Raw genomic sequence first — 24,948 nt, forward strand, 5'->3', positions numbered from 1 at the left:
ATTCCGAACCCGGAAGCTAAGCCTTTCAGCGCCGATGGTACTGCAGGGGGGACCCTGTGGGAGAGTAGGACGCCGCCGAACAATCATTGCGAGAAGACCCCGCACCGGGAACGGTGCGGGGTTTTCTGCGTTTAGCGCGTCCTTCTTCTCCTTGGGCTCAGGTCGGTGTCACGAGTTTCGTGTCGTAGGCCAGGATCACCGCTTGTACGCGGTCGCGTGAGCCCGTCTTGGCGAGGATGCGGCCCACATGGGTCTTCACCGTCGACTCCGCCAGATGCAGACGCTCGGCTATCTCCGTGTTGGTCCAGCCCTGACCCATGACTCTGAGGATCTCGCTCTCGCGGTCGGTGAGAGTGGCCAGACGCGGGTCGGGGGCGCCGTCCGGTGCCGTGGACGCCGGCAGGTGGTGGACGTAGGCGTCGAGCAGACGGCGCGTCAGGCTCGGAGCCACCACGGCGTCTCCCGTCGCCACCGCCCGGACGCCGGAGAGCAGCTCTTCCGGCTGGGCGTCCTTGACCAGGAAACCCGAGGCACCCGCGCGCAGGCCGGCGTAGGCGTACTCGTCGAGATCGAAGGTCGTGAGGATGAGGACCCGGGTGCGCCCGCCGGCGGCGACGATGCGGCGGGTCGCCTCGATACCGTCCAGGCCCGGCATACGGACATCCATGAGAACGACGTCCGGGTGGAGGCCGGCGGTCATCCGGGTGGCCTCGGCGCCGTTCGCGGCTTCCCCCACGACCGTCATGTCGTCCTGACTCTCCAGCAGCATCCGGAAGCCGAAACGCTGGAGCGGCTGGTCGTCGGCTATGAGCACGGTGGTCACTGGGCGGATTCCTCCGGGAGACGCAGGTGGACGCGCCAGCCCCGCTCGGGGCGTGGCCGTGGGCCGGCCTCCAGTGTGCCGCCGTACAGGGAGGTGCGCTCACGCATGCCGGTCAAGCCCCGGCCTTCCGACGCGGCGGGGGACGGGCCGCCGCGGCCGGTGTCGGTGACGGTGAGGGCGACGGCGCCACCGGCCTCGTAGGAGAGGTCGACGTGGGCGGTGGCGTCGGGACCGGCGTGCTTGAGGGTGTTGGTGAGGGCCTCCTGGATGACGCGGTAGACCGTGAGCTGGCGGCCCTCGGGGAGGGTGGCCCGGCCCTGGACGGTCGTACGGACCGGGAGCCCGGCGCCGCGTACGCCGGTGAGGAGTCGGTCGAGGTCGGTGAGGGCGGGTTGGGGGGCGAGCTCCGCCCGGGAGCCTGCCCGGTCCTCGTCGCGCAGGACGTCCAGCAGGCGGCGCAGCTCGCCCAGCGCCTGGCGGCTGGTGGTGGCGATGGACTCCAGGGCCTGGGCGGCGCGCTCGGGGGACTTGGCGGCGGCGTAGCGGCCACCGTCGGCGAGGCCGGTGACGACGGAGAGGTTGTGGCCGATGATGTCGTGCATCTCCCGGGCGATGCGGGCGCGTTCGGCCGCGGCGGCGAGCCGGAGCTGCTGGTCGCGCTCGGTCTCCAGGCGACGGGCGCGGTCCTCCAGCACCTCGGTGTAGTCGCGGCGCGTGCGGACCGTGACGCCGATGAGCACCGCCACGCCGGCGGACAGGAGGTGCGAGCCGAGCTGCTGGTTCCAGGAGCCCGCGTCGTCGCCGTGGCGGAGCGCCGTGACGCAGGCCGGGGCCGTCACGACGGCCACCGCCCACCAGAGACTGCGCAACGGCAGCCGCAGCGCGATGTGGTGGAGGAGGAGCAGCTGGAGCAGAGCCGCCTGAAGGGCGGCGCCCGACCAGCTGCTGAGCAGGGCCGCGGGCATCGTCACCAGGAGAGCGGCCCGCGGGTGAGCGCGGCGCCAGAGGAGGGGGACGGTGAGGGCGAGGCTCAGGGCGAGGACCAGGCCGGCGGGCACATCGGCGTCGTGGGCGACGTTCCGCCAGCCGCCGGCGGCGTCGATCAGGGCGGCCAGTACCCAGAAGCCGGTGAGGAGCAGGTCCCAGACGAGGGGCCGACGCCGGTCGAAGGCGCGTACCCGGCGGGTGACGCGGTGCACGTACTCGGTGAGGGGCTCCGCCGCGCGGTCCTGCGGCGGGGGTTCCACGGGCTCCATCCGACCATGGTCGGGGCTGCGCGGAGGCAGGGCGTCCGTCCTTGGGCCGGTATATCGGATGAGCGCCGTAGTACCCGGGTATTACGGTGGCCCGCATGAGTGCCTCGGTCCCCGGTGACTACGTGATCCGCTCCATACGTGCCGACGAGTGGCCCGCCGTGAAGGAGCTGCGGCTGCGCGCGCTGCGCGACCCGCTGGCCCACCTCGCGTACCTGGAGACGTACGACGAAGCCGCCGCGCGGCCCGACTCCTACTGGCGGGAGCGGGCGGCCCTGGCGGCCGACGGAGCAGCCGGGGCGCGGCAGTTCGTCGCGGAGGTGCCCGGCGGGACGTGGCTCGGCACGCTGACCGTGCTGGTGGAGGACGCCGGGACGACGGACTGGGCCGGGTTCCCGGTGGAGCGTCGGCAGGGACACGTGGTCGGGGTGTTCGTGCGTCCCGAGTGGCGGGGGAGCGGGCTGACCAAGGCGCTGTTCGACGCGGGGCTGGAATGGGCGTGGGCGAACGGCCTGGAGCGGATGCGGCTCATCGTGCACCCGGACAACGAGCGCGCCCAGGGCGCCTACCGGAAGGCGGGGTTCGCGCCGAGCGGGCGGACGGTGCCGCTGATGGGTCCGGGCCCCGGAGAGGTCGAGCTGGAGTTCGTGCTCGAGCGCTAGACGGGCAGTTGGGCGTGCGGCCAGCGGGCGCGGCCCTGTTCGCGGGAGCGGAGCAGGGCCAGGGCCGGCATGCCGCGGTCCGCGCCGGTGGCCAGCAGCTCGGGGAGCTGGGGGAGCGGAGCGACGGCCGCGACATCGTCCAGGACGAGCGTCAGTGGTGGGTCGAGGCGACCGGAGGATGACCGTTCGGCCATGCGCCGGCCGCGCTCGACCACGCTGGAGACGAGCGCCGTCAGCAGCGGCATCGCGCCCGGGCTCGTACGGGGGTCCTCGATGGATTCACCCACCACGTAAAGCGTTCCCTGTTCGTGGACGAAGGAATCCAGGGCGAGGGCATCAGTTCGGTTCGGGGTGCAGGCCTCACGGATGTTGACCGTCGAGAGGGCGGCCAGGGCCCGGGCGGTCAGCTGCTGGGCCATGTCCCGCCGTTCGGGATGGGCGGTGAGGGCGCCCTCCAGCTCGCCCGCGGCACCCGCCGCGGCCTTGGGACTGGTACGGAGGATGCGGACGGCGTCCTGGACCTGGACGCCCTGGGACCAGCGGTGGACGTGGCGGACGGTGCGGCCGTCGACGGCGGCGGCGTGGAGATAGCTGCGCAGGAGCAACTCGGCGGTGTCGCCGACCGCCTGGTCGAGCCGGGCGGTGGGGCGGACGGGGGCGAGGAGGGCGGCCGCCCTGGTCGTGGCCGTCGGCCTGTCCTCGCATCCGGCGGTGGGGGACCAGTGGAGTCGGGCCGGGGTGTCGCAGAGGTGGCCCGGGTCGTAGAGGTGGCAGGGACCGAGCTTCGCGCGGGCGTCCTTGGTCGCCGCCCAGAGGGCCGGGCCGGAGGTGATGACGAGGGCCGCGCCTTCCGCTTCGCGCAGGGCGTTCGCGGCGGTCGAGAGGCGGAGGTCGGAGGGACCGTAGTGCACCGCGGGCTCGGGTCGGTGGGTGTGCCGGACGCCGATCCGCCCGCCGCCGGCCGCTGCGGGGAGGGGCTTCTCCTCCGAGGGCTCCTCCTCCGGGGGCGCCCCCGGAGGCTCCTCCCGCCGCGGCGCCCTCGGGGTCGGTACCTCGTGCACCGGTACGGGCGCCTGCCGCCGCGTGCGCTCCGGCTCGGGCGCCGCCTGCGGCGCCACCACGGGCGTGCGCTCTTGCAGGGCTGCCGCCCGCGCCTCCGTGCGCCGTCGCCGGCGGACCGCACGCCACCGAGCCACCGTGCCCATCACGAACACGGTGAGGACGACCAGCACCATGAGCTGGCCGATGAACAGGCCCCAGAACAGGCCGTACCCGGACAGGGCCGTCTCCGGGGCGTCCGGCCAGGCACCGGCGAGGTCGTGCGGCTCGGCGACGAGGTGGCGCATGGCCGGCGGGGTGCCGCCGAAGGTGACCCCCGCGGGCCAGGAACCGTGGGCGAGCAGGGCGGCGAGGCCCGTCGCCGTCCACACCAGCAGCGCCATGCAGAGGATGAAGGCGAGGGTGCCGAGCAGCAGGCCGTCCGGGATGCCGCCGTCCCGCCGCCGGTCGTCCGGTCTCATCCGTTCCGTCCTCCCCCTCCGCCTACGCCACCGTCGATTCGGACGGGTCGCCGATGTGCTGCTCCACGAAGGCCGCCGCCCGTTCCTCGGCCTCCAGTTCGGCGGCGCGCAGGGCGTCGTCGTTGAAGTCGGCGGAGGACTCGGTCATCGCGCGGTCGGTGAAGACCAGAGGGCGTTCGGTCTCCGTGATCAGGTGCTTGACCACCTGCACGTTGCCGTTGACGTCCCACACCGCGATGCCGGGGGTGAGGGTGGGGATGATCTCCACCGCCCAGCGGGGCAGGCCGAGGACGCGTCCGGTGGCGCGTGCCTCGTCGGCCTTCTGGGCGTAGATGGTCCGGGTGGAGGCCATCTTCAGGATCGCCGCGGCCTCTCTCGCCGCGGCCCCGTCGACGACGTCCGACAGGTGGTGGACCACCGCCACGAACGACAGGCCGAGGCGCCGCCCGAACTTGAGCAGCCGCTGGAACAGCTGCGCCACGAACGGGCTGTTGATGATGTGCCAGGCCTCCTCGACCAGGAAGATGCGCTTCTTGCGGTCGGGGCGGATCCAGGTGTGCTCCAGCCACACGCCGACGATGGCCATGAGGATCGGCATGGCGATGGAGTTGCGGTCGATGTGGGACAGGTCGAAGACGATGAGGGGCGCGTCGAGGTCGATGCCGACCGTGGTCGGGCCGTCGAACATGCCGCGCAGGTCGCCGTCGACGAGGCGGTCCAGGACCAGCGCCACGTCCAGGCCCCAGGCCCGTACGTCGTCTATGGCGACGTTCATCGCCTCGGCGGACTCCGGCTCGGGGTGGCGGAGCTGCTCGACGATGTCGGTGAGGACCGGCTGGCGCTCGACGATGGTCTCGTTGACGTAGGCGTGCGCGACCTTCAGGGCGAAGCCGGAGCGTTCGTCGAGGCCGTGGCCCATCGCGACCTCGATGATCGTCCGCAGCAGCGCCAGCTGCCCCGTCGTCGTGATCGCCGGGTCCAGGGGGTTGAGCCGGATGCCGTGGTCCAGGGCGGCCGCCGGGTCCAGGCGGATGGGAGTTATGCCCAGCTCTTCCGCGATGAGGTTCCACTCGCCGACGCCGTCCTCGCCCTGGGCGTCCAGGACGACGACCTGGCGGTCGCGGAAGCGGAGCTGGCGCAGGACGTACGTCTTCTCCAGCGCCGACTTGCCGTTGCCGGACTCGCCGAGCACCAGCCAGTGCGGGGCGGGGAGCTGCTGGCCGTACAGCTGGAAGGGGTCGTAGATGTAGCCCTTGCCGGAGTAGACCTCGCGGCCGATGATCACGCCGGAGTCGCCGAGGCCCGGCGCGGCGGTGGGCAGGTAGACGGCCTGGGCCTGGCCCGTGGAGGTGCGGACCGGGAGGCGGGTCGTCTCCACCTTCCCGAAGAGGAAGGACGTGAAGGCGTCGGTGAGGACGGTCAGCGGGTCCCGCATCAGGCTCAGCCCCTACCTTCGGATGCCGGTGGCGAACGGAAGTGTGTTCACGAAGGCGCGATGGTGCTCACGGTCGCACCACTCCAGCTTCAGGTACGACTTTCCGGCCGAGGCCCTTATCGTCCGCTTGTCGCGGGCGAGTGCCTCGGGGGAGCGGGAGGACACGGTGATGTAGCCGACCAGGTTGACGCCGGCCGCGCCGCTGGCGAGGTCCTCGCCGCGCTGGTCCAGGCGGCCGTGGGCGGCGATGTCGCGGGGGTCGACGGTGCGGTTCATCTTGGCGGCGCGGGAGGCGTCGGCCTCGTCGTTGGTCTTCTCGGTCAGCATGCGCTCGATGGCGACCTCGGTGGGTTCGAGGTCCATCGTGACGGCGACCGTGCGGATGACGTCCGGGGTGTGGACGAGCAGCGGCGCGAGGAAGTTCACGCCGACGGGGGTCATCGGCCACTCCTTGACCCAGGCGGTGGCGTGGCACCAGGGGGCGCGGGTGGAGGACTCGCGGGTCTTGGCCTGGAGGTAGGTGGGCTCCATGGCGTCCAGCTCGGCCGGCCAGGCGTTGCGCTTGGTCATCGCCTGGATGTGGTCGATGGGGTGGTCCGGGTCGTACATGGCGTGGATGAGGGAGGCGAGCCGGCCCTGGCCGAGCGGCTGGCGCACGCGGATGTCCGCCTCCTGGAGGCGCGAGCAGATGTCGGTCAGCTCGCGCGCCATCACGACGGCGAGGCCCGCGTCCCGGTCCAGCTTGCGCCCGTTCTGCGGGCGGGCGGCGCGGGCCATGGCGTTGGCCTCGGCCGCCAGCTCCCGGGAGTAGTGCATGCAGGCGATGAGGTAGGCGCGGTGCTGCTCGCTGCTGGTGGACACCATCGACTGGAGCTGGTCGTACGACTGCTGGAGCCACGGCAGCGCCCGGTCGTCGCCGCGCTGGGCGACGTCCTTGGCGTGCGCGTCGGGGTCGGCCGGGAGGGTGCGGGCGAGCATCTGGATGCGGGTGACGAAACCGTCGCCGTTGGCCACGTGCTTGAGCAGGGTGCCGAAGCGGTCGACGAGGGCTTCCTGGTCCTCGGAGTCGCGCAGGCCGACGCCGGGGCCCTCGATCTCGATGGCGGCGGTCACCGTCTTGCGGTCGGCGTGCAGCAGGACGGCGATCTCGTCGGGGCCGAAGGGCGCGGCCAGCCAGGTGATGCGGCCGATGCCGGGCGGCGGGCCGACCTCGATCTCCCGCCCGTCGAGCCGGGTGCCGGCCTCCACGGCGCCGGAACGGTACGTGGTGCCCCTGCGCAGCGTCCGCTTGTAGCTGCGGTTGATCTCGAACCACTTGTAGAACGTGCGGTGCTTGTACGGCACGTAGACGGCCGCCAGCCCGAGCATGGGGAAGCCGACGAGCAGCACGATGCGCAGGGACAGGACGGGGACGAGGAGCCCGCACATCATGCCGAGGAACGCGCCGACGACGATCAGCGCGATCTCACCGGTCTCGCGGTTGCGGCCGACGATCGCGTTCGGCCGGGCGCGGCCGATCAGATACGTGCGGCGGGGCGTGACCGGATGGGACACGTGGGACTCGGTCGTCAACGCCCGTCACCTCCTGTGCTCTTGGTGCTGCTGTTGCGGGTGTTGCTGGCGTGGGGCGTGTTCACCGGGCTGCCGGAGCGCGGTGCGGGTGCGGCGGAGGGGACATTTCCGCCGCCGCCGTTCGAGGGGCGCGAGCTGTGCGCGGCGACCCCGCCGGAGGCGGGGTTCGAGGGACGGGACGCGGACTGGCCGCCTCCGCCGTCGCCGTTGTGGCGGGTGCTGTGGGTCCGGATGCCCTGGGCGACCAGGTTCGCCGGGGAGCTGATCACGGCCGCGGCCTTGCCCTCGGCACCCTGCATGATGCGGTTGTTGCGGGAGCCGGCGATCTCGTCGCCGAAGCCGGGGACGAAGCGGTAGATCATCGCGGACGCGAAGATGGCGAGCAGGATGATCGCGAGGCCGGAGACGACGGCGGAGAAGGCGTCGGGTCCGTCGTCGGCGGAGAGCGCCCCGGCGAGGCCCAGGACGATGACGATGACGGGCTTGACCAGGATCACGGCGATCATGATGCCCGCCCAGCGGCGGACGTGGCCCCACAGGTTCTTGTCGACCAGGCCGGCGTAGACGACGGTGCCGAGCAGGGCGCCGACGTAGAGCAGGGCGGCGCGGATGACGAGTTCCAGCCAGAGGACGCCGGCGGCGAGGATCGACACCAGGGAGACGACGATCAGCATGATCGGGCCGCCGCCGATGTCCTCGCCCTTCTTCAGCGCGCCGGAGAACGTGCCGAAGAAGGTGTCCGTCTGGTCGCCGGTCGTGTTGGCGAGGACGTCCGTGACGCCGTCGGTCGCCGAGACGACCGTGTAGAGGACCAGCGGCGTGAACGCCGAGGCCAGGACGGTGAGCCAGAGGAACCCGATGGCCTCGGAGAGCGCGGTGGTGAGGGGGACGCCGCGCACGGCACGCTTCGCCACGGCGAGGAGCCAGAGGACGAGCGTGAGGATCGTCGAGGCCGCGAAGACCACGGCGTACTGCTGGAGGAACTTCGGGTTGGTGAAGTCGACGTCGGCCGTGTCCTGGACGGCGGCGCTGAGCTTGTCGACGGTCCAGGAGGCGGCGTCGGCGCAGCCCTTGGCCAGGGAGGAGAGGGGGTCGAGGGTGTCGGGCACGCTGCGGACGCTGCCGCCACCGGAGCCATCGTTTGCCGCGCCGTCTTCGCAGTACCTCTTGGCAGGACCTGCGATGAGCGAACAGGGGTCGTCAGTCTTCGTCGGGGTCGGGCTGGGCTCTGCGGAAGCGCGTGTGGCAAGGAGGACGGCGAAGGCCTGTGTGGCGGCCACCGCTCCGGTGACTTTGAGCGCGCGGTGCTGGCTACCGGGCATACGTGAAGCCTCCGAACTCCTGGACCGCCTTGCTCATCTCTTCCGCGCTGGAGACAGGATTGTCCCCAGGGACGGGGGTCGGGCCGGTCTTCTGGCTGGTCTCTACGACCTTCCAGTCGCTCCCGTCCCAGTTCAGCTTCATGGTGACCGTGAACCAGCTGTTCGCCACGGGGTTGGTCGTCTTCTCCCCTGTGAGCCCGAAGAGTCCGTTGCACCAGACTTCGACACTGGCGGCACTGTCGGCGAAGGACGTGACCTTGGTACCCGCCGGCAGCGTTCGGTTGACGAAAGTGGCACCTGGGGGAGCCTTACCGTCCTCGGTGAGGCCGATTCTCTGCAGCAAGGACGCTGAGTAGTCGGCGTCGAAGCCGGACTGGAGTCGGTCGACCGAGCCGGGATCGGCAATGGCCTGCACGATCTCGTGTCGCCTGGCCTTGTCGAACATGCCGTCGGACCCCAACGCCACCGCATAATTCGCCGCCGCGCTCTGCGCCCCCTGTTCGTCGTGGGCGAAGCCGGACTGGACAGGGGTGGTGCCGGTCGGGGCCGTTGCGGAGGTCTTCGGCTTGTCGGCGGCCTCGTCGGAGGCGTCGGAATCGCCCCCTCCACGGTTCGCGAAGGCGATCGCGGCGATGAGGAGGACGACGACGCCGACCACCGTGACCAGGCTCCGGGACGAGGAGCGGCCGCCGCGCCGGGGGGTGCCGTAGCCGTCGGCGTCCCCGTCGGGCAGTCGGGTCCGGGTCTGGCCGGTGCCGCCGTAACCGCCGGAGGACTGGTGGTCGTCTCCGAGACTCATGCCGCGTACTCCCCCTCGCCGTCGTGCCTGCCGTAGAAGTACGACGGTAGCCGTGCTGGTTCCCGCGCGGGCGCGGTGTGGTGACTCGACATCAGGGAAACGCAACCTCAGCCGGTTGGCACGACGGGCGGGTGGGGTGGAGGGGGAACGGGAGGACGGATGCGCGCCGGGCTACACGGCCATCCCGTACACGATGGTGAAGAGCGTGCCGAGCGAGCCGATGATGAAAACGCCCGTCAGCCCCGCCACGATCAGGCCCTTGCCCTGCTCCGCGCTGAAGGTGTCCCGCAGCGCGGTGGCACCGATGCGCTGCTTGGCGGCGCCCCAGATGGCGATGCCGAGACAGAGCAGGATGGCGACGGCCATGACGACCTGGACCATCGTCTTCGCCTCGGCCCCCAGCGCACCGAAGGGGCCCCAGTCCGGAGCGATCCCCCCGATGATGGTGTTGATGTCTCCCTCGTCGGCCGCAAAGAGCATGTAAGTCACCGCCCCTGTTGGGTAGTTCCGCACCCTCTGCGGACGTGCAGAGGTCAGGCCTCATTGTCGCCGACAACGGCGCCGGGAGATGTCGACTTGGCGTCATTGATTGGCGGGTTTCGTACGAATAGCTTGCCACCGCCCCACGCCGACTGCTCAGGCGGGCAGGGGACGGTGTTCGAAGTGCCGTATCGTCACTCTGTGTATCACAGCAGGTCACGCCGGGCAACGAGGCCTGAGCGAAACCTGACGGCCGGTTCGGTCGTTAGGCCCTTTCGCGTCTCGGTGGCGGATCCTGACGGGTGGTCGGGTGAACAGGCGCGTTCCTGTTCGCCCGGTGACCACCGCCGCACCGTGGGTCGCCTCTACACTGGCGTCGCCATGAGTCCTGGACGGCGAGGGGCGGTTGACGGTGCGTAAGGCGTGGATCGCGGGGACCGTGGTCGTCGGTTCCGGCCTGTCGTTCGTGATGCTGCTCGTCGTGGGCGTCTACCTCGTCGCCGGGGATCTCGCGGGCGGCGCCGGCGGCGGGACGAAGAGGCTCGCCAAGGGGTCGGTGCCCGCCGCCTACCAGCCGCTCGTGCAGAAGTGGGGCAATCTCTGCCCCGCCATCAACCCGGCGCTGCTCGCCGCCCAGCTCTACCAGGAGAGCGGCTTCAACCCGAGGGCGCAGAGCCACGCGGCGGCGCAGGGCATAGCGCAGTTCATCCCCGGCACGTGGGCCACCCACGGCGTCGACGGGGACGGGGACGGCGACCGGGACGTGTGGGACCCGAACGACGCCATTCCGTCCGCGGCGTCCTACGACTGCTCCCTCGCGTCGTACGTGAAGGACGTGCCCGGGAACCTGACCGAAAACATGCTGGCCTCCTACAACGCGGGGGCCTACGCGGTGATCAAGTACCAGGGTGTCCCGCCGTACAAGGAGACCCAGAACTACGTCAAGGTGATCACGACCCTGGAGAAGAGCTTCGCCGCGCCCGAGACCCGGGTCGATCCCTCCGAGCAGGCCGCCGGGGCCATCGCCTACGCGCAGGAGAAGCTCGGCACGCTCTATCTGTGGGGCGGTAACGGGACGGCCGAGCAGGGCGGGCGGTTCGACTGCTCGGGGCTGACCAAGGCGGCGTACGAGAGCGTGGGGATCAAGCTGCCGCGGGTCGCCAACGACCAGTACAACGCGGGGCCGCATCCGAGTCGGGAGGAGCTGCTCCCCGGGGACCTGGTGTTCTTCTCGGACGACCTCACCAACTCCCGGGCGATCCGGCACGTGGGGATGTACGTCGGCGGCGGGTACATGATCAACGCGCCGCGGACGGGGGCCGTGATCCGGTTCGACCCGATCGACACTCCGGACTATTTCGGGGCCACCCGCGTGACCGAGGATGGCGCGAAAGCGCTGCCCACGACGGTGTGAATGCCATGGTTTGGACGGAGCGTCAACCCCAGCCCTGAGCTGCGACGACGTGTTTCTCTTCGATAACGTCTGCGTGATCATTCAGTGGAGTGTGGAACGTATCAACGGGGACCGTGCGTTCCTGTTGACGTGTAGGTGTGCGGCGACGGACGGAGCCGGCGGATCTACGACCACGGGGGTGGCGGAAAGAGGCGTGCGTTCGGTGCGCCGGAGGACATGACGAAGGGGCCGCAGCACCATGGCTGGACTCGCCGAATCCGGGTCGAACCCCGACGTCGAGCTGCTCTACGACATCAATGGCCTGGCCAAGGACGCACCGCACTGGTTCGACCGGGTCATGGAGTTCGTGGGTGAGTACGGACTGCTGTTCGCGATCGTGCTGCTGGTGGTGTGGTGCTGGTGGACCGTGCGGCGGCGGGGTGGCGAGGACGCGGCCTCCAGCGTGGCGGCCCTGGTCTGGGCCCCGCTCGCGGCCGGCGTCGCGGTCCTCGTCAACGTGCCGATACGGGGTTTCGTGGAGCGGCCCCGGCCGTTCAAGACCCATGACGGGCTGGAGGTGCTCATCGAGGGGAAGAACGACTTCTCCTTCGTGAGCGACCACGCGACGCTCGTCATGGCGCTCGCCGTCGCGCTGTTCGTCGCCCACCGGAAGTTCGGGCTCGTGGCGATCGTGCTCGCCGTCTTCGGCGGGTTCGCCCGGGTCTACATGGGCGTGCACTATCCGACGGACGTCATCGGGGGCTTCGCCCTCGGTACGGCGGTCGCGCTGCTGCTGTCGCCGGTCGCCATGGCGCTGCTGACGCCGCTGACCCGGGCCGTCGAGCGGTCGCCCCGGGTGGGATGGCTGGTCAGCGCGCGGGGGCGAGGCGGTGCCGCCGGGCAGGGCGCAGTGATCCCCGGGGCGCGCAAGGAGAGTGCCGAGGCGGGCGAGCGGGATCTCGCCGCCTAGGGCTCGGTGGGAGTGCGCGGGCGCCCGGAGCGCCCGCGGGCAGGTGAGGACGCGGTCCCGGCCGTACTGGCGCTCAGTTGGCGCCAGGGGCCGGGGCCGCGTCGCTTCGTCGGGCGGGTGCGGGTCAGGCCGGGATGTGGAGTCTGGCGTCCGTGCGGGCCTGGCTTCTCGCCCTGCGGGCAGGGCCCCGCCAGCCGCAGGAGCAGCGGGCCAGGCAGAAGGGGCCCTGTTCGACCGTCGTCGTGAGGTGTTCCGGGACTTCCTGGGGAGCTTCGAGACCGTCCTGCTGCGCCACGCCGACCACGTTACCGGGGTCACCCACCCCTCGTTAACCGGGACGGCAGGGGTCCGGAACGGGCGGGACGGCTGGGGCAGGTGGCGATGGTCGGGTGGCGGAGGGCACGGGAGCGGCGGCTGGGACGGGCCGGCGGTCCGCTGGTCCTCGCCGAGGGCCTGGTCTGCGTGTGCCTCGCCGGCAGCGCGTGCTCGGGGCAGGGGGCCGCCGCTCCGGGGCCGGGCGCCGGTGATCCGGTCGCCGTGCTGCACGGGACCGCGGACCGCCTGGTGGCCGCCGGGAGCGCCAAGACGCGGACCGCGATGGAGATGGCCAGCGGCGGGACCCGGGTGACCATCCGGGGCGAGGGCGTGTACGACTTCACGCGGCGGCTCGGGCGGCTGAAGGTGCGGCTGCCGCAGGACCCGGCCGGCACGAGCGGGCAGCGGCCGATCACCGAACTGCTCTCGCCGGGTGCCCTCTACATGAAGAACCGGGGGGCCGGTGTGCCCGACGACAAGTGGGTGCGGGTGGACACCGCCTCGCTGACCGACGGGAACCTGGTGACCGGCGGGGCGACGGACCCCCTCGCCGCCGCCGAGGTGCTGCGGGGGACGCGGACGGCGACGTTCGTGGGGCGCACGGAGGTCGCGGGGACCGCCGTGCGGCACTACCGGGGCACCGCCGATCTCGCGCGGGCGTCGCGGGACGCGTCGGAGGGCAACCGGAAGGCGCTGGCCGCGGCGGCCGAGGGGTTCGCGACCATCGAGGTGCCGTTCGACGCGTACGTGGACGACGAGGGCCGGATCCGCAAGCTCCGGCACCGCTTCAGCTTCTCCAACGGGCGGGACGAGGGCGAGGTGGGCGTCGCCTCGACGACGCTGCTCTACGATTTCGGCGCCGCCGTCCGCGTACGGCTGCCCGAGGACCGCGACATCTACGCGGGCCGGATCGGAGCGGAGCCGGGCGGGGTGCCGGGACGCGGGGCCGGCGACGGGACGAACGGCAAGAACTAGCCCTTCCGTGCCATGCGCGGTGTGTAGGCCGCTCCCTACTCTAGGAAGTCGGTGACGGCAGAGACGAGGTGACGGCGTGGCTCCGGTCGGCGGTACGGCGGTTCAGGACCACGTGGCCCTCGCCGAGATCGAGCTGTGCGGGGAGCTGATCATCGCGGCGTCGGCCGCCCGGGAGCGGCTCAGCCTGGAGAGCATCGACGAGGTGCTGCGCGTGGCGGAGGAACGCCGCTCCGACCCGTAGGCGCCGGGTCGCCCGGCTCGGGGGCGGGTCAGGTGCGCAGGAGGCGGCCGATCGCCTTCGTCGCCTCTTCCACCTTCGCGTCGATCTCGGCGCCGCCCTTGACGGCCGCGTCGGCGACGCAGTGGCGCAGGTGCTCCTCGAGGAGTTGCAGGGCGAAGGACTGGAGGGCCTTGGTGGAGGCGGAGACCTGGGTGAGTATGTCGATGCAGTAGACGTCCTCGTCGACCATGCGCTGCAGGCCGCGGATCTGGCCCTCGATGCGGCGCAGGCGCTTGAGGTGCTCGTCCTTCTGGTGGTGGTAGCCGTGCACACCGCGGTCGTGGTCGGTCACCACGTCCGTCCCCGTGCCCTCCGTCCGCGTCCCGTCGGTTCCTTCCGGCACCACCGCGTCCACGGCGGGGGAGGGCGCACCTGCGCCGGCCTCTGTGGTCGTCATCGCGTCCTCCTGTGGGAGATGAGGGGGCGGGGCGGGTGGAGTGCACCGACATCGAGCAGATAGCGGACATATACCCCTGGCGGGTATATGGTAACGAACTTTGCGGGGTAGGTGGGCCTTCGCGGAACCCGGCCGCGGCCCCTGGCGTCGCCCCCCTGCTCATCACTCTGCCTGATGGGCGACACTGGGGGACGGCCCGTTAGCCGTGGCCGGATGATGCGCCTAGCATCAGCCTGACCGAAACCGATGCACCCCGAGGACCCCACGTGCGCTTTCGTCTGACCCCCAGGGAGACGAGCTTCTACGACATGTTCGCCGCCTCCGCGGACAACATCGTCACGGGCTCCAAGCTCCTGATGGAACTGCTCGGGGCGGACGCATCCGCCCGGGCCGAGATCGCAGAGCGTATGCGGGCCGCCGAACACGCGGGTGACGACGCCACGCACGCGATCTTCCACCAGCTGAACTCCTCGTTCATCACGCCCTTCGACCGCGAGGACATCTACAACCTCGCCTCCTCCCTCGACGACATCATGGACTTCATGGAGGAGGCCGTCGACCTGGTCGTCCTCTACAACGTCGAGGAACTGCCCAAGGGCGTCGACCAGCAGATCGAGGTGCTGGCGCGGGCCGCCGAGCTGACCGCCGAGGCCATGCCGAACCTGCGCACCATGGACAACCTCACCGAGTACTGGATCGAGGTCAACCGGCTCGAGAACCAGGCCGACCAGGTCCACCGCAAGCTGCTCGCCCACCTCTTCAACGGCAAGTACGAGGCCATCGAGGTGCTCAAGCTGAAGCAGATCGTGGACGTACTGGAAGAGGCGGCGGACGCCTTCGAGCACGTGGCGAACACGGTGGAGACCATCGCGGTCAAGGAGTCCTGACCTCTCCATGGACACCTTCGCTCTGATCGCGACCATCGGGGTCGCGCTCTTCTTCACGTACACCAACGGTTTCCACGACTCGGCGAACGCGATCGCGACGTCCGTGTCGACGCGTGCGCTCACGCCCCGTGCGGCGCTCGCGATGGCCGCCGTGATGAACCTCGCCGGCGCGTTCCTCGGCTCCGGGATCGCCAAGACCGTCAGTGAGGGGCTGATCGAGACGCCCGAGGGTTCGAAGGGGATGGGCATCCTCTTCGCGGCGCTCGTGGGCGCGATCGTCTGGAACCTGATCACCTGGTACTTCGGCCTGCCCTCGTCGTCCTCGCACGCGCTCTTCGGCGGCCTGGTCGGGGCGGCGCTGGCCGGGGGGACGACCGTGTACTGGCACGGGGTCGTCGACAAGATCGTCATCCCGATGTTCCTGTCGCCGGTGATCGGTCTGGTGGCCGGCTACCTCGTGATGACCGCGATCATGTGGATGTTCCGGCGCGCCAACCCGCACAAGGCGAAGCGCGGCTTCCGTATCGCGCAGACGGTGTCGGCGGCCGGCATGGCGCTGGGGCACGGCCTCCAGGACGCGCAGAAGACGATGGGCATCGTGGTGATGGCGCTGGTCATCGCCGACGTCGAGGACTACGGCGACCCGATCCCGGTGTGGGTCAAGATCGCCTGTGCGCTGATGCTCTCCGCGGGAACGTACGCGGGCGGCTGGCGGATCATGCGGACGCTGGGACGCAAGATCATCGAGCTGGACCCGCCGCAGGGCTTCGCCGCCGAGACGACGGGCGCCTCGATCATGTTCGGGTCGGCCTTCCTCTTCCACGCGCCGATCTCCACCACGCACGTCATCACCTCCGCGATCATGGGTGTGGGGGCCACGAAGCGGGTGAACGCCGTGCGGTGGGGTGTCGCGAAGAACATCATCCTGGGCTGGTTCATCACGATGCCGGCCGCCGCGCTCGTGGCGGCCTGCTCGTTCTGGCTGGTCCACCTGGCGTTCCTGTAGCCGGGAGCGGCCCCGGGACGGGGCCGCGCGCAACGGAGAGGGCCCGCCCCCGGAGACCGGGGGCGGGCCCTTTGTGCTCCTCGCGGTGGCACCGCCATGCAGCACCGCGAGGGGTCGGGGTCCAGGCCTAGCCGAAGCGGCCCGAGATGTAGTCCTCCGTGGCCTGGACCGACGGGTTGGAGAAGATGCGCTCCGTCTCGTCGATCTCGATCAGCTTGCCGGGCTGGCCGACGGCCGCCAGGTTGAAGAAGGCCGTACGGTCCGAGACGCGGGCCGCCTGCTGCATGTTGTGCGTCACGATGACGATCGTGAAGCGCTCCTTCAGCTCGCCGATCAGGTCCTCGATGGCGAGGGTGGAGATCGGGTCCAGGGCGGAGCAGGGCTCGTCCATGAGCAGGACGTTCGGCTCGACCGCGATCGCGCGGGCGATGCACAGGCGCTGCTGCTGACCGCCGGAGAGGCCGGAGCCCGGCTTGTTCAGGCGGTCCTTGACCTCGTTCCAGAGGTTGGCGCCCCGGAGGGACTTCTCGACGATGTCGTCCAGCTGGGACTTCTTGTACTTGCCGTTCAGGCGCAGGCCCGCCGCCACGTTGTCGTAGACCGACATCGTCGGGAACGGGTTCGGGCGCTGGAAGACCATGCCGACCTCGCGGCGTACGGACACCGGGTCGATGCCGACGCCGTAGAGGTTCTCGTCGTCGAGCATGACCTTGCCGTCCACCCGGCCGCCGGGGGTGACCTCGTGCATGCGGTTGAGCGTGCGCAGGAAGGTCGACTTGCCGCAGCCGGAGGGGCCGATGAAGGCCGTCACGGAGCGGGGCTCGACGGTCATCGAGATGTCCTCGATGGCCAGGAAGGAGCCGTAGTAGGCGTTGAGGCCGCTGACATCTATGCGCTTGGCCATGGCAATCACTGCTTCTTTCGGGTCGCTGACTGTTGTCGCCTTGGCCGCGTCAGCGACCGGTCTTCGGGGCCTTCCAGCGGGCGATGCCGCGGGCGGCCAGGTTGAGGATCATGATGAACGCGATGAGCGTCAGGGCCGCCGCCCAGGCACGGTCGTAGGCCGGGTCGGAGCCCGCGCTGTACTGGAGGTAGATGTACATCGGCAGCGACTCCTGCGGATCCTGGAACGGGTTCGCGTTGATGAAGTCGGTGCCCCAGACCAGCAGCAGCACGGGGGCCGTCTCGCCGGTGATGCGGGCCACGGCCAGCATGACGCCGGTGACGATGCCGCCCATCGACGTCGGGAGGACCACCTTGAGGATCGTGCGCCACTTGGGCACGCCCAGGGCGAGCGACGCCTCGCGCAGCTCGTTCGGGACGAGCTTGAGCATCTCCTCGGTGGAGCGGACGACCACCGGGATCATCAGGATGCACAGGGCGAAGGAACCGGCGATGCCGGACGGGCCCATGTCGAGGATCAGGACCCACAGGCTGAGGACGAACAGACCCGCGACGATCGACGGGATGCCCGTCATGACGTCGACGAAGAAGGTGACGGCCTTGGCGAGCCGGCCGCGGCCGTACTCGACCAGGTAGATCGCGGTGAGCACGCCGATCGGCACGGAGAACAGGGTGGCGAGGCCGACCTGCTCCAGGGTGCCGAGGATGGCGTGGTAGATGCCGCCGCCGGGCTCGCTGTCGGCGACCACGCCCATCGAGTGGCTCAGGAAGTAGCCGTCGAGGACCTTCACGCCCTGCTTCAGGGTCTCCCAGATCAGGGAGAGCAGCGGGATCAGCGCCATCAGGAAGGCGACCCAGACCATGCTGGTCGCCACCCGGTCCTTGGCCTGGCGCACGCCCTCTACACGCGCCGAGACGGCGTACGTGCCGACGACGAAGAGCACCGCGGCGATCAGGGCCCACTGGATGCTGCTGCTCAGCCCGGCCGCCGCGCTGATGCCGAGGCCCGCGAGGACCGAGCCGCCGGCGACCGCCCAGGGGAACCACTTGGGCAGGGTCGCGCCGCGCAGGGAGCTGCGGCTCTTGGGGGTAAGGGTTGCGTGGCTCATGCGTTGGCCCCCGAGTACTCCTTGCGGCGGGCGATGATCATGCGGGCGGCGCCGTTGACCGCCAGGGTGATCACGAAGAGCACCAGGCCGGAGGCGATCAGCGCGTCCTGGCCCATCACGGTCGCCTCGTTGAACTTGCTGGCGATGTTCTGCGCGAAGGTGCCGCCGCCCGGGTCGAGCAGGCTGGGGCTGATGTCGAAGGTCGGCGAGAGGACCATGGCGACGGCCATCGTCTCGCCGAGGGCGCGGCCGAGGCCGAGCATCGAGGCGGAGATGACGCCGGAGCGGCCGAAGGGGATCACCGACATCCGGATGACCTCCCAGCGCGTGGCGCCGAGGGCCAGGGCGGCCTCCTCGTGCATGCGTGGGACCTGCCGGAAGACCTCACGGCTGACGTTGGTGATGATCGGCAGGATCATGATCGCGAGCAGGATGCCGACGGTGAACAGCGAGCGCGGGGCGCCGCCGTTCCACTCCAGGATCCCGGTCCAGCCGAGGTACTGGTCGAGCCAGCCGTAGAGGCCGTTCAGGTGCGGCACGAGGACGAGCGCGCCCCACAGGCCGTAGACGATCGAGGGCACCGCGGCGAGCAGGTCGATCACGTAGGCGATCGGACCGCCCAGCCTGCGCGGCGCGTAGTGCGTGATGAACAGCGCGATGCCGACCGCGATCGGGACCGCGATGACCATGGCGATGATCGACGACACGATGGTGCCGAAGGCCAGGACCGCGATGCCGAACTCGGCCGGATCACCGCTCGGGTTCCACTCGAAGGTGGTGAAGAAGTTGGCCTCGTCCTTGCTGATCGCGAGGGTCGCGCGGTAGGTGAGGAAGGCCGCGATGGCGGCCATGATGACCAGCACCAGGATGCCGGAACCGCGGGAGAGCCCGAGGAAGATCCGGTCGCCGGGGCGGGTGGCGCCGCGGGTGGTGCGCTGGTCCCCGGGGCCGGTGGTCCCGGGCGCGGGGGAGGGTATGGGCTTGTGGGTGTCCGTAGTTGTGTCCATCGGGTTCTCCGGTCTGCGGAGCCGTCGTGGGCGGCGGCTCGGGCGGAGCCCGCGGGGGGCTCCTGGCGGCGGTGCACCGGACGGTGCGGCCCGGCCCCGGGGTGGGAGCCGGACCGCACTCGGGTCAGCTCAGGCCCGAGATGGTCTCGCGGACCTTGGTGATGATCTCGGTGGGCATCGGGGCGTAGCCGGCGTCCGCCAGCAGGCCCTGGCCGTCCTCCGAGGCGACGTAGTTCAGGAAGGACTTGGTGGCGGGCAGGGTCTCCGCCTTGTTGCCCTTGTCGCAGGCGATCTCGTACGTCACCAGGACGATCGGGTAGGCGCCGGCGGCGTCCGGGGTGTAGTCCAGCTCCAGCGCGAGGTCCTTGCCGGTGCCGACGACCTTGGCCGCGCCGATGGCGGCGGTGGCGTTCTCGACGGTGGCCTTGACCGGCTCGGCGGCCTCGGTCTTGATGTCGACCGTCTTGATGCCGTCCTTGGCGTAGGACAGCTCGAAGTACGAGAGGGCGCCGGAGGTCTGCTTCACCTGCGCGGCCAGGCCGGAGGAGCCCTGCGCGGACTGGCCGCCCTTGGCCTCCCAGGACTTGCCGCCCTCGTACTTCCAGTCCTCGGGCGCGGCGGCCTTCAGGTACTTGGTGAAGTTGTCCGTGGTGCCGGACTCGTCCGAGCGGTGGAAGGCCTGGATCTTCAGGTCGGGCAGCTTCGCCTCGGGGTTGAGCTTGGCGATCGCCGCGTCGTTCCAGTTGGTGATCTTGCTGTCGAAGATCTTGGCGAGCGTCGCGGCGTCCAGGTTGAGCGTGTCGACGCCCGGGACGTTGAAGCCGACCGCGATCGGGCCGCCGACCATCGGCAGGTTGATGGCCTGGCCGTCCTTGCAGACCTTCTTGGAGGCCTCGACCTCTTCGGGCTTGAGCGCGGAGTCCGAACCGGCGAACGCGGTCTGGCCCTGCGTGAACGCGGTGATGCCCGCACCCGAGCCGGTCGGGTTGTAGTTGATCTGCACACCCTTGCAGGCGGCCACGTACTGCTTGACCCAGGCGTCGATCGCGTTCTTCTGGGCGGAGGAGCCGGAGGCCTGGAGCTGGCCCTTGGCGTCCTCGCACTTGATGTTGCTGTTGGCGGCCGCGCTGGCGTCGCCGCCGCTGTCGTTGCCGCCCGTGTCGTCGGAGCCGCACGCCGTGAGGGCCAGGGCGCCGGAGACGGCGAGAGCACCGAGAGCGAGGGCCCGCCGGTTCTTGCGCTGAAGCTTCACTGAGGGAGTTCCTTCCAGGAGCCGCCGTCCTGAATCCGGCGGCGTGCGAGGACTGCGATGAAGACGTGGGGACACGGACGCCCTTTCGAGGTGCGCCCCGTATCGGTAAGGCCGAAATTAGGCAGAACAGGTGAAGCCGCCGATGGCCGTAAATGAACGCAGGGTGAACCCCTGAGGACGGTGCGGTGAGGTCACGGAACGCTTACGTCAAGGACACGGAGTGGTCCCGGGCGGGGGCGTCGCCAGGAACGCGTCGACGAGGGACCGGTCCCGGGGCTGGGTGAGCCGGGCGCGGGCCGCCGCGGGCTCCAGCCACACGATGCGGTCCACCTCGTCGGAGGGGGTGAAGGCGCCGGTGGTGGCCGCCGCCGCCCAGTAGCGGACCTCCTTGGGGCGGCCGTCCACCAGGTAGCGCACGGTGGGCAGCTCGGTGCCCGGCGCGGCGGCGTACCCGGTCTCCTCGGCGACCTCGCGCAGGGCGCCCGCGAGCGCGTCCTCGCCGGGGTGCAGCTTGCCCTTGGGGTGCGACCAGTCGTCGTACTTCGGCCGGTGGACGAGACACAGCTCGAGGCCGGGGGCGCGAGGGGCGCGGCGCCACAGGACGCAGCCCGCGGCGCGGACGGTGGGGGCGGGGGTGTCCTCGGCCGGGTTCACGGTGCGCTCGCCCTCCCGTGCGGTGTGGCGGTCCTACGGCAGCCTGATCGGTTCCTTGCGCCAGCTGTGCTGGAACGCGTACCTCGCCGCCTCGACCTCATGCCGCTGGTCGGCGTGGAGCACGCCGAGCGCGTACGCGGTCGCCGGGGCGATACGCGGGGTGCGGGCGGCCTGGGCCGCGGCGGCGGCGGCCTCCGAGGCGTCCCGGTGGCGGTTGAGGGCCTCGCCGGCGGCCAGAAGGCGGATGTCCTGGGAGGGGGCCGGGCCCTCGGTGTCCCCGGCGTCCCCGGCGGCCCCGCCGGACAGCACTTCGAGCGCGTACCGGTGCAGGCGCAGCAGCAGCCGGACCTGGTGCCACTGGGCGTCCTGCGGGTGGGGCACCGGGTCCGGCGAGAGGCCGTGGATCAGAGCCTGGGCGTTGTACGGGTTGCCGGCGGTGACGAGGGGGAGGGCGGCCACGGCGTCCGTCAGGCGGCTCTCCGCGGCTGCGGCCAGCGGGCGGAGGTCGGTGGTGGGGGTGGTGGTCTTCCTCAGCGGGACCTCGCTGGCCAGTAAGGCGACCTTGTCGGCGACCGCGTGGAAGCGGCTGCTGCCCAGTGCTTGCAGGGCGGTGGAGTGCGCGCGGGTGCGGGCCAGGGTCAGCTGGCGGTCGAGCAGCGCACCCGCCTTGGCGGCGCCCACGGTGAGGTTGCCGCGGTCCGGGGGCGACTGGTGCGGGGCGGGCACGGTGACCGCCACGGCCGCAGTCCGGCCCTGCTGCCGCGTGGGGAACGCCGACGACCCCGACAGCCGGTGCAGGGCCTCCAGGAGGCGCTCCAGGCGGGACGCGCAGGCGTGCTCCAGGGCCAGCGTGCCGGACAGCCATGCCAGCTCGGGGCGCATGGCCTCCGCCCAGTCGGCGTCCAGCACGGGCTGGAAGGTGTGCAGCGTGCCGCTGAGGCGGCGGGCCGCCCGGCGCAGGAGGCGGGACGCGTCCACGGGGCCCGCGGGCCGCTGCTCGGTGGCCTGTGCGCCGGGTCCGCCGGGTCCGGCTGTTCCTCCGTGTGCGCCGTGTCCGCCGTGCGTGCCGGTTCCCGTCTCCCGGTGCAGGCGCAGGGCGCGGAGGAACTCCGTGGCCTGGGCGCGCAGGTAGCCGGTGAGGGCCTCCGCGTCCGCGGGTGCGGAACGGTCGGGAGCCGAACGGTCGGGAGCCGAACGGCCGGGAGCCGAACGGCCGGGCGCGGCGGCGGTGGCGGCCGGGGGCGCGGTCGTGGCCGCCACCGGCGGGTCCGTCGGGTCAAGGTGTCGCTGTGCCACGCCGGCGCCTCCGGGCGTCTATGAGCATCTCCTGGATGTTGCGCAGGGGCTGGCCGTCCGCGTCGGTCGCGTGCCGGGTCCACTCGCCGTCCGGACCGAGGTGCCAGGAGGCGGTGCCGTCGGACATGCCGGTCTCCAGCAGCCGGTTGAGGGCCGCCCGGTGGGCCGGGTCGGCGACCCTGACCAGGGCCTCTATCCGGCGGTCGAGGTTGCGGTGCATCATGTCGGCGCTGCCGAACCAGACCTCCGGCTCGCCGCCGTTGCCGAAGGCGAAGACGCGGGAGTGCTCCAGGAAGCGGCCGAGGACCGAACGGACCCGGATGTTCTCCGACAGGCCCGCCACGCCCGGGCGCAGCGCGCAGATGCCGCGCACCCACACGTCGACGGGGACACCGGCCTGGGACGCCCGGTAGCAGGCGTCGACCACGGCCTCGTCGACCATCGAGTTGACCTTGATGCGTATGGAGGCGGGGCGGCCGGCGCGGTGGTGCTGGATCTCCTTGTGGATGCGGGAGACCAGGCCGTCGCGCAGGGACTTGGGCGCGACGAGCAGACGGCGGTAGGTCTCCCGGCGGGAGTAGCCGGAGAGGCGGTTGAACAGGTCGGAGAGGTCCGCGCCGACCTGCGGGTCCGCGGTGAGCAGCCCCAGGTCCTCGTAGAGGCGGGCCGTCTTCGGGTGGTAGTTGCCGGTGCCGACGTGGCTGTAGCGGCGGAGGGTCTCGCCCTCCTGGCGTACGACCAGGGAGAGCTTGCAGTGGGTCTTCAGGCCCACCAGGCCGTAGACCACGTGGCAGCCGGCCTCCTCCAGCTTGCGCGCCCACTTGATGTTGGCGTGCTCGTCGAAGCGGGCCTTGATCTCGACCAGGACCAGGACCTGCTTGCCGGACTCTGCGGCGTCGATCAGCGCGTCGACTATCGGGGAGTCGCCGGAGGTGCGGTACAGCGTCTGCTTGATCGCGAGGACGTCCGGATCGGCGGCGGCCTGCTCCAGGAAGGCCTGGACGGACGTCGAGAACGAGTCGTACGGGTGGTGCAGCAGGACGTCCCGGCTGCGGACGGCGGCGAAGACGTCCGGCGCGGAGGCGGACTCGACCTCGGCCAGGTCGCGGTGGGTCCCGGCGACGAACTTCGGGTACTTCAGCTCGGGCCGGTCGAGGCCGTGGATGCGGAAGAGGCCGGTGAGGTCGAGGGGGCCGGGGAGCGGGTAGACCTCCGCCTCGCTGATCTTCAGCTCGCGGACGAGGAGGTCCAGGACCTCGCGGTCGACGCTCTCCTCGACCTCCAGGCGCACGGGCGGGCCGAAGCGGCGCCGCATCAGCTCCTTCTCCAGGGCCTGGAGGAGGTTCTCGGTGTCGTCCTCCTCCACCTCCAGGTCCTCGTTGCGGGTGAGGCGGAAGGCGTGGTGCTGCAGGACCTCCATGCCCGGGAACAGCTCTTCCAGGTGGGCCGCGATCACGTCCTCCAGGGGGACGTAGCGGCCCGGGGAGGCCTCCAGGAAGCGGGAGAGCAGCGGCGGGACCTTGACGCGGGCGAAGTGCCGGTGGCCGGTGACCGGGTTGCGGACGACCACCGCGAGGTTCAGGGAGAGGCCCGAGATGTACGGGAAGGGGTGCGCCGGGTCGACCGCGAGCGGGGTGAGGACCGGGAAGATCTGGTGCCGGAACAGGGTGAAGAGGCGGGCCTGCTCCTTCTCCGCGAGTTCGCTCCAGCGGACCAGGTGGATGCCCTCGTCGGCCAGGGCGGGGAGGACGTCCTCCTGGAAACAGGCGGCGTGCCGGGCCATCAGCTCGCGGGAGCGGGCCCAGATCATCTCCAGCACCTCGCGGGGCTGGAGGCCGGAGGCGGAGCGGGTGGCGACGCCGGTGGCGATGCGACGCTTGAGGCCGGCGACGCGGACCATGAAGAACTCGTCCAGGTTGCTGGCGAAGATCGCGAGGAAGTTGGCACGCTCCAGGAGGGGGGTGCTCGGGTCCTCGGCGAGTTCGAGCACACGTTCGTTGAACGCGAGCCAGCTGCGTTCGCGGTCCAGGAAGCGGCCCTGCGGGAGCTGGGCGCCGCCGGCCTGGGACTCCTCCGACTCCTCGTACGCGTCGAGGTCGGCGTCGATGTCGGGCTCCAGGTCGGAGACCGTGGCGGCCACGGTGTGCGAGCGGTGCGCGGCGATGGAGCCCACGGAGGGCTGCGTGTGCTGGACCTCGGCCTGGCTGTTCGGCTGCCTCATGAACCCATTCTTCCGCGCCACGCGCAGGACAGGCGCGTCGGAGGGCGCGGAATGCTCTGCTCCTGGTTGCTCCGGCACGGTCGGCTTCATTCGGTGAGGGTCGCAAGGCAGTCTGAATCGATGGTTACGGGGACATGACGTGTGGGATAGCGGCGGGCGGCCTCCGGCGGTTGGGCGGGGTGCCTGCGGGTGCCTGGGGTTGTGGTGCGGGGTGCCTGCGGCGGCCTGTGCGGGTTCGGTGGGGGTGCGGTGTGGGTGCGCGGTGCGTGGGTGGGGGGTCGGGGCCGGGCCGGGGGGTGTCCGTCCTCGGAACGGCGCGGAATCGGTCGGGGAACGGGGTGCCCCTCGTTGACGCGCCAACCGCTGCGGGCGGACACCCCCCGGCCCGGCCCCTTCTCGCCGTACGCGGGTGCGGGG

Annotated in this window: 24 protein-coding genes and 1 rRNA gene; 8 read left to right on the forward strand and 17 right to left on the reverse strand. The window is 71.2% G+C overall.

Features of this window, described 5'->3' with window-relative positions:
* Positions 1 to 81 (forward strand): 5S ribosomal RNA (gene rrf / locus AC07FV_RS26270); the annotation flags it as partial.
* Between the two features lie 76 nt (positions 82 to 157).
* Here the strand turns inward: rrf and AC07FV_RS26275 are convergent.
* Both AC07FV_RS26275 and AC07FV_RS26280 read right to left on the reverse strand, forming a co-directional pair.
* On the reverse strand, positions 158 to 823 hold the full coding sequence (locus AC07FV_RS26275; protein ID WP_479089709.1) for a response regulator: 666 nt from the start codon (positions 821 to 823) through the stop codon (positions 158 to 160).
* Positions 820 to 2,079: a sensor histidine kinase gene (locus AC07FV_RS26280; RefSeq protein ID WP_479089710.1), complete on the reverse strand. Its 1,260-nt coding sequence runs from the start codon at positions 2,077 to 2,079 to the stop codon at positions 820 to 822. The genes AC07FV_RS26275 and AC07FV_RS26280 overlap by 4 nt, the downstream gene beginning before the upstream one ends.
* A gap of 95 nt (positions 2,080 to 2,174) precedes the next feature.
* Between AC07FV_RS26280 and AC07FV_RS26285 the strand changes: the two genes are divergently transcribed.
* Positions 2,175 to 2,738 carry a GNAT family N-acetyltransferase gene (locus AC07FV_RS26285; RefSeq protein WP_479089711.1) on the forward strand — a complete coding sequence of 188 codons (564 nt, stop codon included), beginning with the start codon at positions 2,175 to 2,177 and terminating at the stop codon, positions 2,736 to 2,738.
* Here the strand turns inward: AC07FV_RS26285 and AC07FV_RS26290 are convergent.
* The 6 genes from AC07FV_RS26290 to AC07FV_RS26315 all read right to left on the reverse strand — a co-directional run bounded on the left by AC07FV_RS26290 (position 2,735) and on the right by AC07FV_RS26315 (position 9,866).
* Complete coding sequence (locus AC07FV_RS26290) at positions 2,735 to 4,258, reverse strand: type IV secretory system conjugative DNA transfer family protein (RefSeq protein WP_479089712.1); 1,524 nt, start codon at positions 4,256 to 4,258, stop codon at positions 2,735 to 2,737. The genes AC07FV_RS26285 and AC07FV_RS26290 overlap by 4 nt on opposite strands.
* A gap of 22 nt (positions 4,259 to 4,280) precedes the next feature.
* The gene (locus tag AC07FV_RS26295; protein WP_479089713.1) at positions 4,281 to 5,693 is read right to left on the reverse strand and encodes an ATP-binding protein; all 1,413 of its coding nucleotides are present in this window, start codon (positions 5,691 to 5,693) and stop codon (positions 4,281 to 4,283) included.
* A 12-nt stretch (positions 5,694 to 5,705) separates the two neighbouring features.
* Entirely contained in the window at positions 5,706 to 7,265 is a 1,560-nt protein-coding gene (locus AC07FV_RS26300) for an SCO6880 family protein (protein WP_479089714.1), read from the reverse strand.
* A complete protein-coding gene (locus tag AC07FV_RS26305) occupies positions 7,262 to 8,587 on the reverse strand; it encodes a hypothetical protein (protein WP_479089715.1) in 1,326 nt (441 codons plus the stop codon). The genes AC07FV_RS26300 and AC07FV_RS26305 overlap by 4 nt, the downstream gene beginning before the upstream one ends.
* Positions 8,577 to 9,386 (reverse strand): DUF8175 domain-containg protein, encoded by an 810-nt coding sequence (locus tag AC07FV_RS26310; RefSeq protein WP_479089717.1) that lies wholly within the window; start codon positions 9,384 to 9,386, stop codon positions 8,577 to 8,579. The genes AC07FV_RS26305 and AC07FV_RS26310 overlap by 11 nt, the downstream gene beginning before the upstream one ends.
* Before the next feature lie 171 nt (positions 9,387 to 9,557).
* Positions 9,558 to 9,866 carry a hypothetical protein gene (locus AC07FV_RS26315; protein WP_356608680.1) on the reverse strand — a complete coding sequence of 103 codons (309 nt, stop codon included), beginning with the start codon at positions 9,864 to 9,866 and terminating at the stop codon, positions 9,558 to 9,560.
* A gap of 406 nt (positions 9,867 to 10,272) precedes the next feature.
* Between AC07FV_RS26315 and AC07FV_RS26320 the strand changes: the two genes are divergently transcribed.
* Together AC07FV_RS26320 and AC07FV_RS26325 are read left to right on the forward strand one after the other, a co-directional pair.
* Positions 10,273 to 11,280, forward strand: coding sequence for a C40 family peptidase (locus AC07FV_RS26320; RefSeq protein ID WP_356608678.1), 1,008 nt, complete (start codon positions 10,273 to 10,275; stop codon positions 11,278 to 11,280).
* A gap of 238 nt (positions 11,281 to 11,518) precedes the next feature.
* Positions 11,519 to 12,229, forward strand: a complete 711-nt coding sequence (locus AC07FV_RS26325; protein WP_479089718.1) for a phosphatase PAP2 family protein — start codon at positions 11,519 to 11,521, stop codon at positions 12,227 to 12,229.
* 124 nt (positions 12,230 to 12,353) lie between these two features.
* On the opposite strand, the gene AC07FV_RS26330 is transcribed toward AC07FV_RS26325, so the two are convergent.
* Positions 12,354 to 12,524 (reverse strand): hypothetical protein, encoded by a 171-nt coding sequence (locus AC07FV_RS26330; RefSeq protein ID WP_479089719.1) that lies wholly within the window; start codon positions 12,522 to 12,524, stop codon positions 12,354 to 12,356.
* Between the two features lie 86 nt (positions 12,525 to 12,610).
* Between AC07FV_RS26330 and AC07FV_RS26335 the strand changes: the two genes are divergently transcribed.
* Positions 12,611 to 13,519 carry an SCO4651 family lipoprotein gene (locus AC07FV_RS26335; protein ID WP_479089720.1) on the forward strand — a complete coding sequence of 303 codons (909 nt, stop codon included), beginning with the start codon at positions 12,611 to 12,613 and terminating at the stop codon, positions 13,517 to 13,519.
* Between the two features lie 76 nt (positions 13,520 to 13,595).
* Positions 13,596 to 13,760, forward strand: coding sequence for a hypothetical protein (locus tag AC07FV_RS26340; RefSeq protein ID WP_356608670.1), 165 nt, complete (start codon positions 13,596 to 13,598; stop codon positions 13,758 to 13,760).
* 28 nt (positions 13,761 to 13,788) lie between these two features.
* On the opposite strand, the gene AC07FV_RS26345 is transcribed toward AC07FV_RS26340, so the two are convergent.
* Complete coding sequence (locus AC07FV_RS26345; protein WP_479089722.1) at positions 13,789 to 14,196, reverse strand: metal-sensitive transcriptional regulator; 408 nt, start codon at positions 14,194 to 14,196, stop codon at positions 13,789 to 13,791.
* 266 nt (positions 14,197 to 14,462) lie between these two features.
* Between AC07FV_RS26345 and AC07FV_RS26350 the strand changes: the two genes are divergently transcribed.
* Positions 14,463 to 15,083, forward strand: a complete 621-nt coding sequence (locus tag AC07FV_RS26350; protein ID WP_053133402.1) for a DUF47 domain-containing protein — start codon at positions 14,463 to 14,465, stop codon at positions 15,081 to 15,083.
* Between the two features lie 7 nt (positions 15,084 to 15,090).
* Complete coding sequence (locus AC07FV_RS26355) at positions 15,091 to 16,089, forward strand: inorganic phosphate transporter (protein WP_053133398.1); 999 nt, start codon at positions 15,091 to 15,093, stop codon at positions 16,087 to 16,089.
* A 127-nt stretch (positions 16,090 to 16,216) separates the two neighbouring features.
* Here AC07FV_RS26355 and pstB read toward each other — a convergent pair whose 3' ends face one another.
* The 7 genes from pstB to AC07FV_RS26390 form a co-directional block, all read right to left on the reverse strand.
* Positions 16,217 to 16,993 (reverse strand): phosphate ABC transporter ATP-binding protein PstB, encoded by a 777-nt coding sequence (pstB, locus tag AC07FV_RS26360; protein WP_479089724.1) that lies wholly within the window; start codon positions 16,991 to 16,993, stop codon positions 16,217 to 16,219.
* Positions 16,994 to 17,042: 49 nt separating this feature from the next.
* Positions 17,043 to 18,101 (reverse strand): phosphate ABC transporter permease PstA, encoded by a 1,059-nt coding sequence (gene pstA / locus AC07FV_RS26365; protein ID WP_479089726.1) that lies wholly within the window; start codon positions 18,099 to 18,101, stop codon positions 17,043 to 17,045.
* Positions 18,098 to 19,108 carry a phosphate ABC transporter permease subunit PstC gene (gene pstC / locus AC07FV_RS26370; RefSeq protein WP_479089728.1) on the reverse strand — a complete coding sequence of 337 codons (1,011 nt, stop codon included), beginning with the start codon at positions 19,106 to 19,108 and terminating at the stop codon, positions 18,098 to 18,100. Before pstC ends, pstA begins: the two co-directional genes overlap by 4 nt.
* Positions 19,109 to 19,232: 124 nt before the next feature.
* Positions 19,233 to 20,360, reverse strand: a complete 1,128-nt coding sequence (gene pstS, locus AC07FV_RS26375; protein WP_479089729.1) for a phosphate ABC transporter substrate-binding protein PstS — start codon at positions 20,358 to 20,360, stop codon at positions 19,233 to 19,235.
* Between the two features lie 207 nt (positions 20,361 to 20,567).
* A complete protein-coding gene (locus tag AC07FV_RS26380; RefSeq protein ID WP_479089730.1) occupies positions 20,568 to 21,014 on the reverse strand; it encodes an NUDIX hydrolase in 447 nt (148 codons plus the stop codon).
* Between the two features lie 33 nt (positions 21,015 to 21,047).
* Positions 21,048 to 22,310, reverse strand: a complete 1,263-nt coding sequence (locus tag AC07FV_RS26385; protein ID WP_479089732.1) for a CHAD domain-containing protein — start codon at positions 22,308 to 22,310, stop codon at positions 21,048 to 21,050.
* Positions 22,291 to 24,531 carry an RNA degradosome polyphosphate kinase gene (locus tag AC07FV_RS26390; RefSeq protein ID WP_479089734.1) on the reverse strand — a complete coding sequence of 747 codons (2,241 nt, stop codon included), beginning with the start codon at positions 24,529 to 24,531 and terminating at the stop codon, positions 22,291 to 22,293. Before AC07FV_RS26390 ends, AC07FV_RS26385 begins: the two co-directional genes overlap by 20 nt.
* Between the last annotated feature and the right edge of the window lie 417 nt (positions 24,532 to 24,948).

The sequence above is a fragment of the Streptomyces sp. NPDC045956 genome (assembly GCF_056430705.1).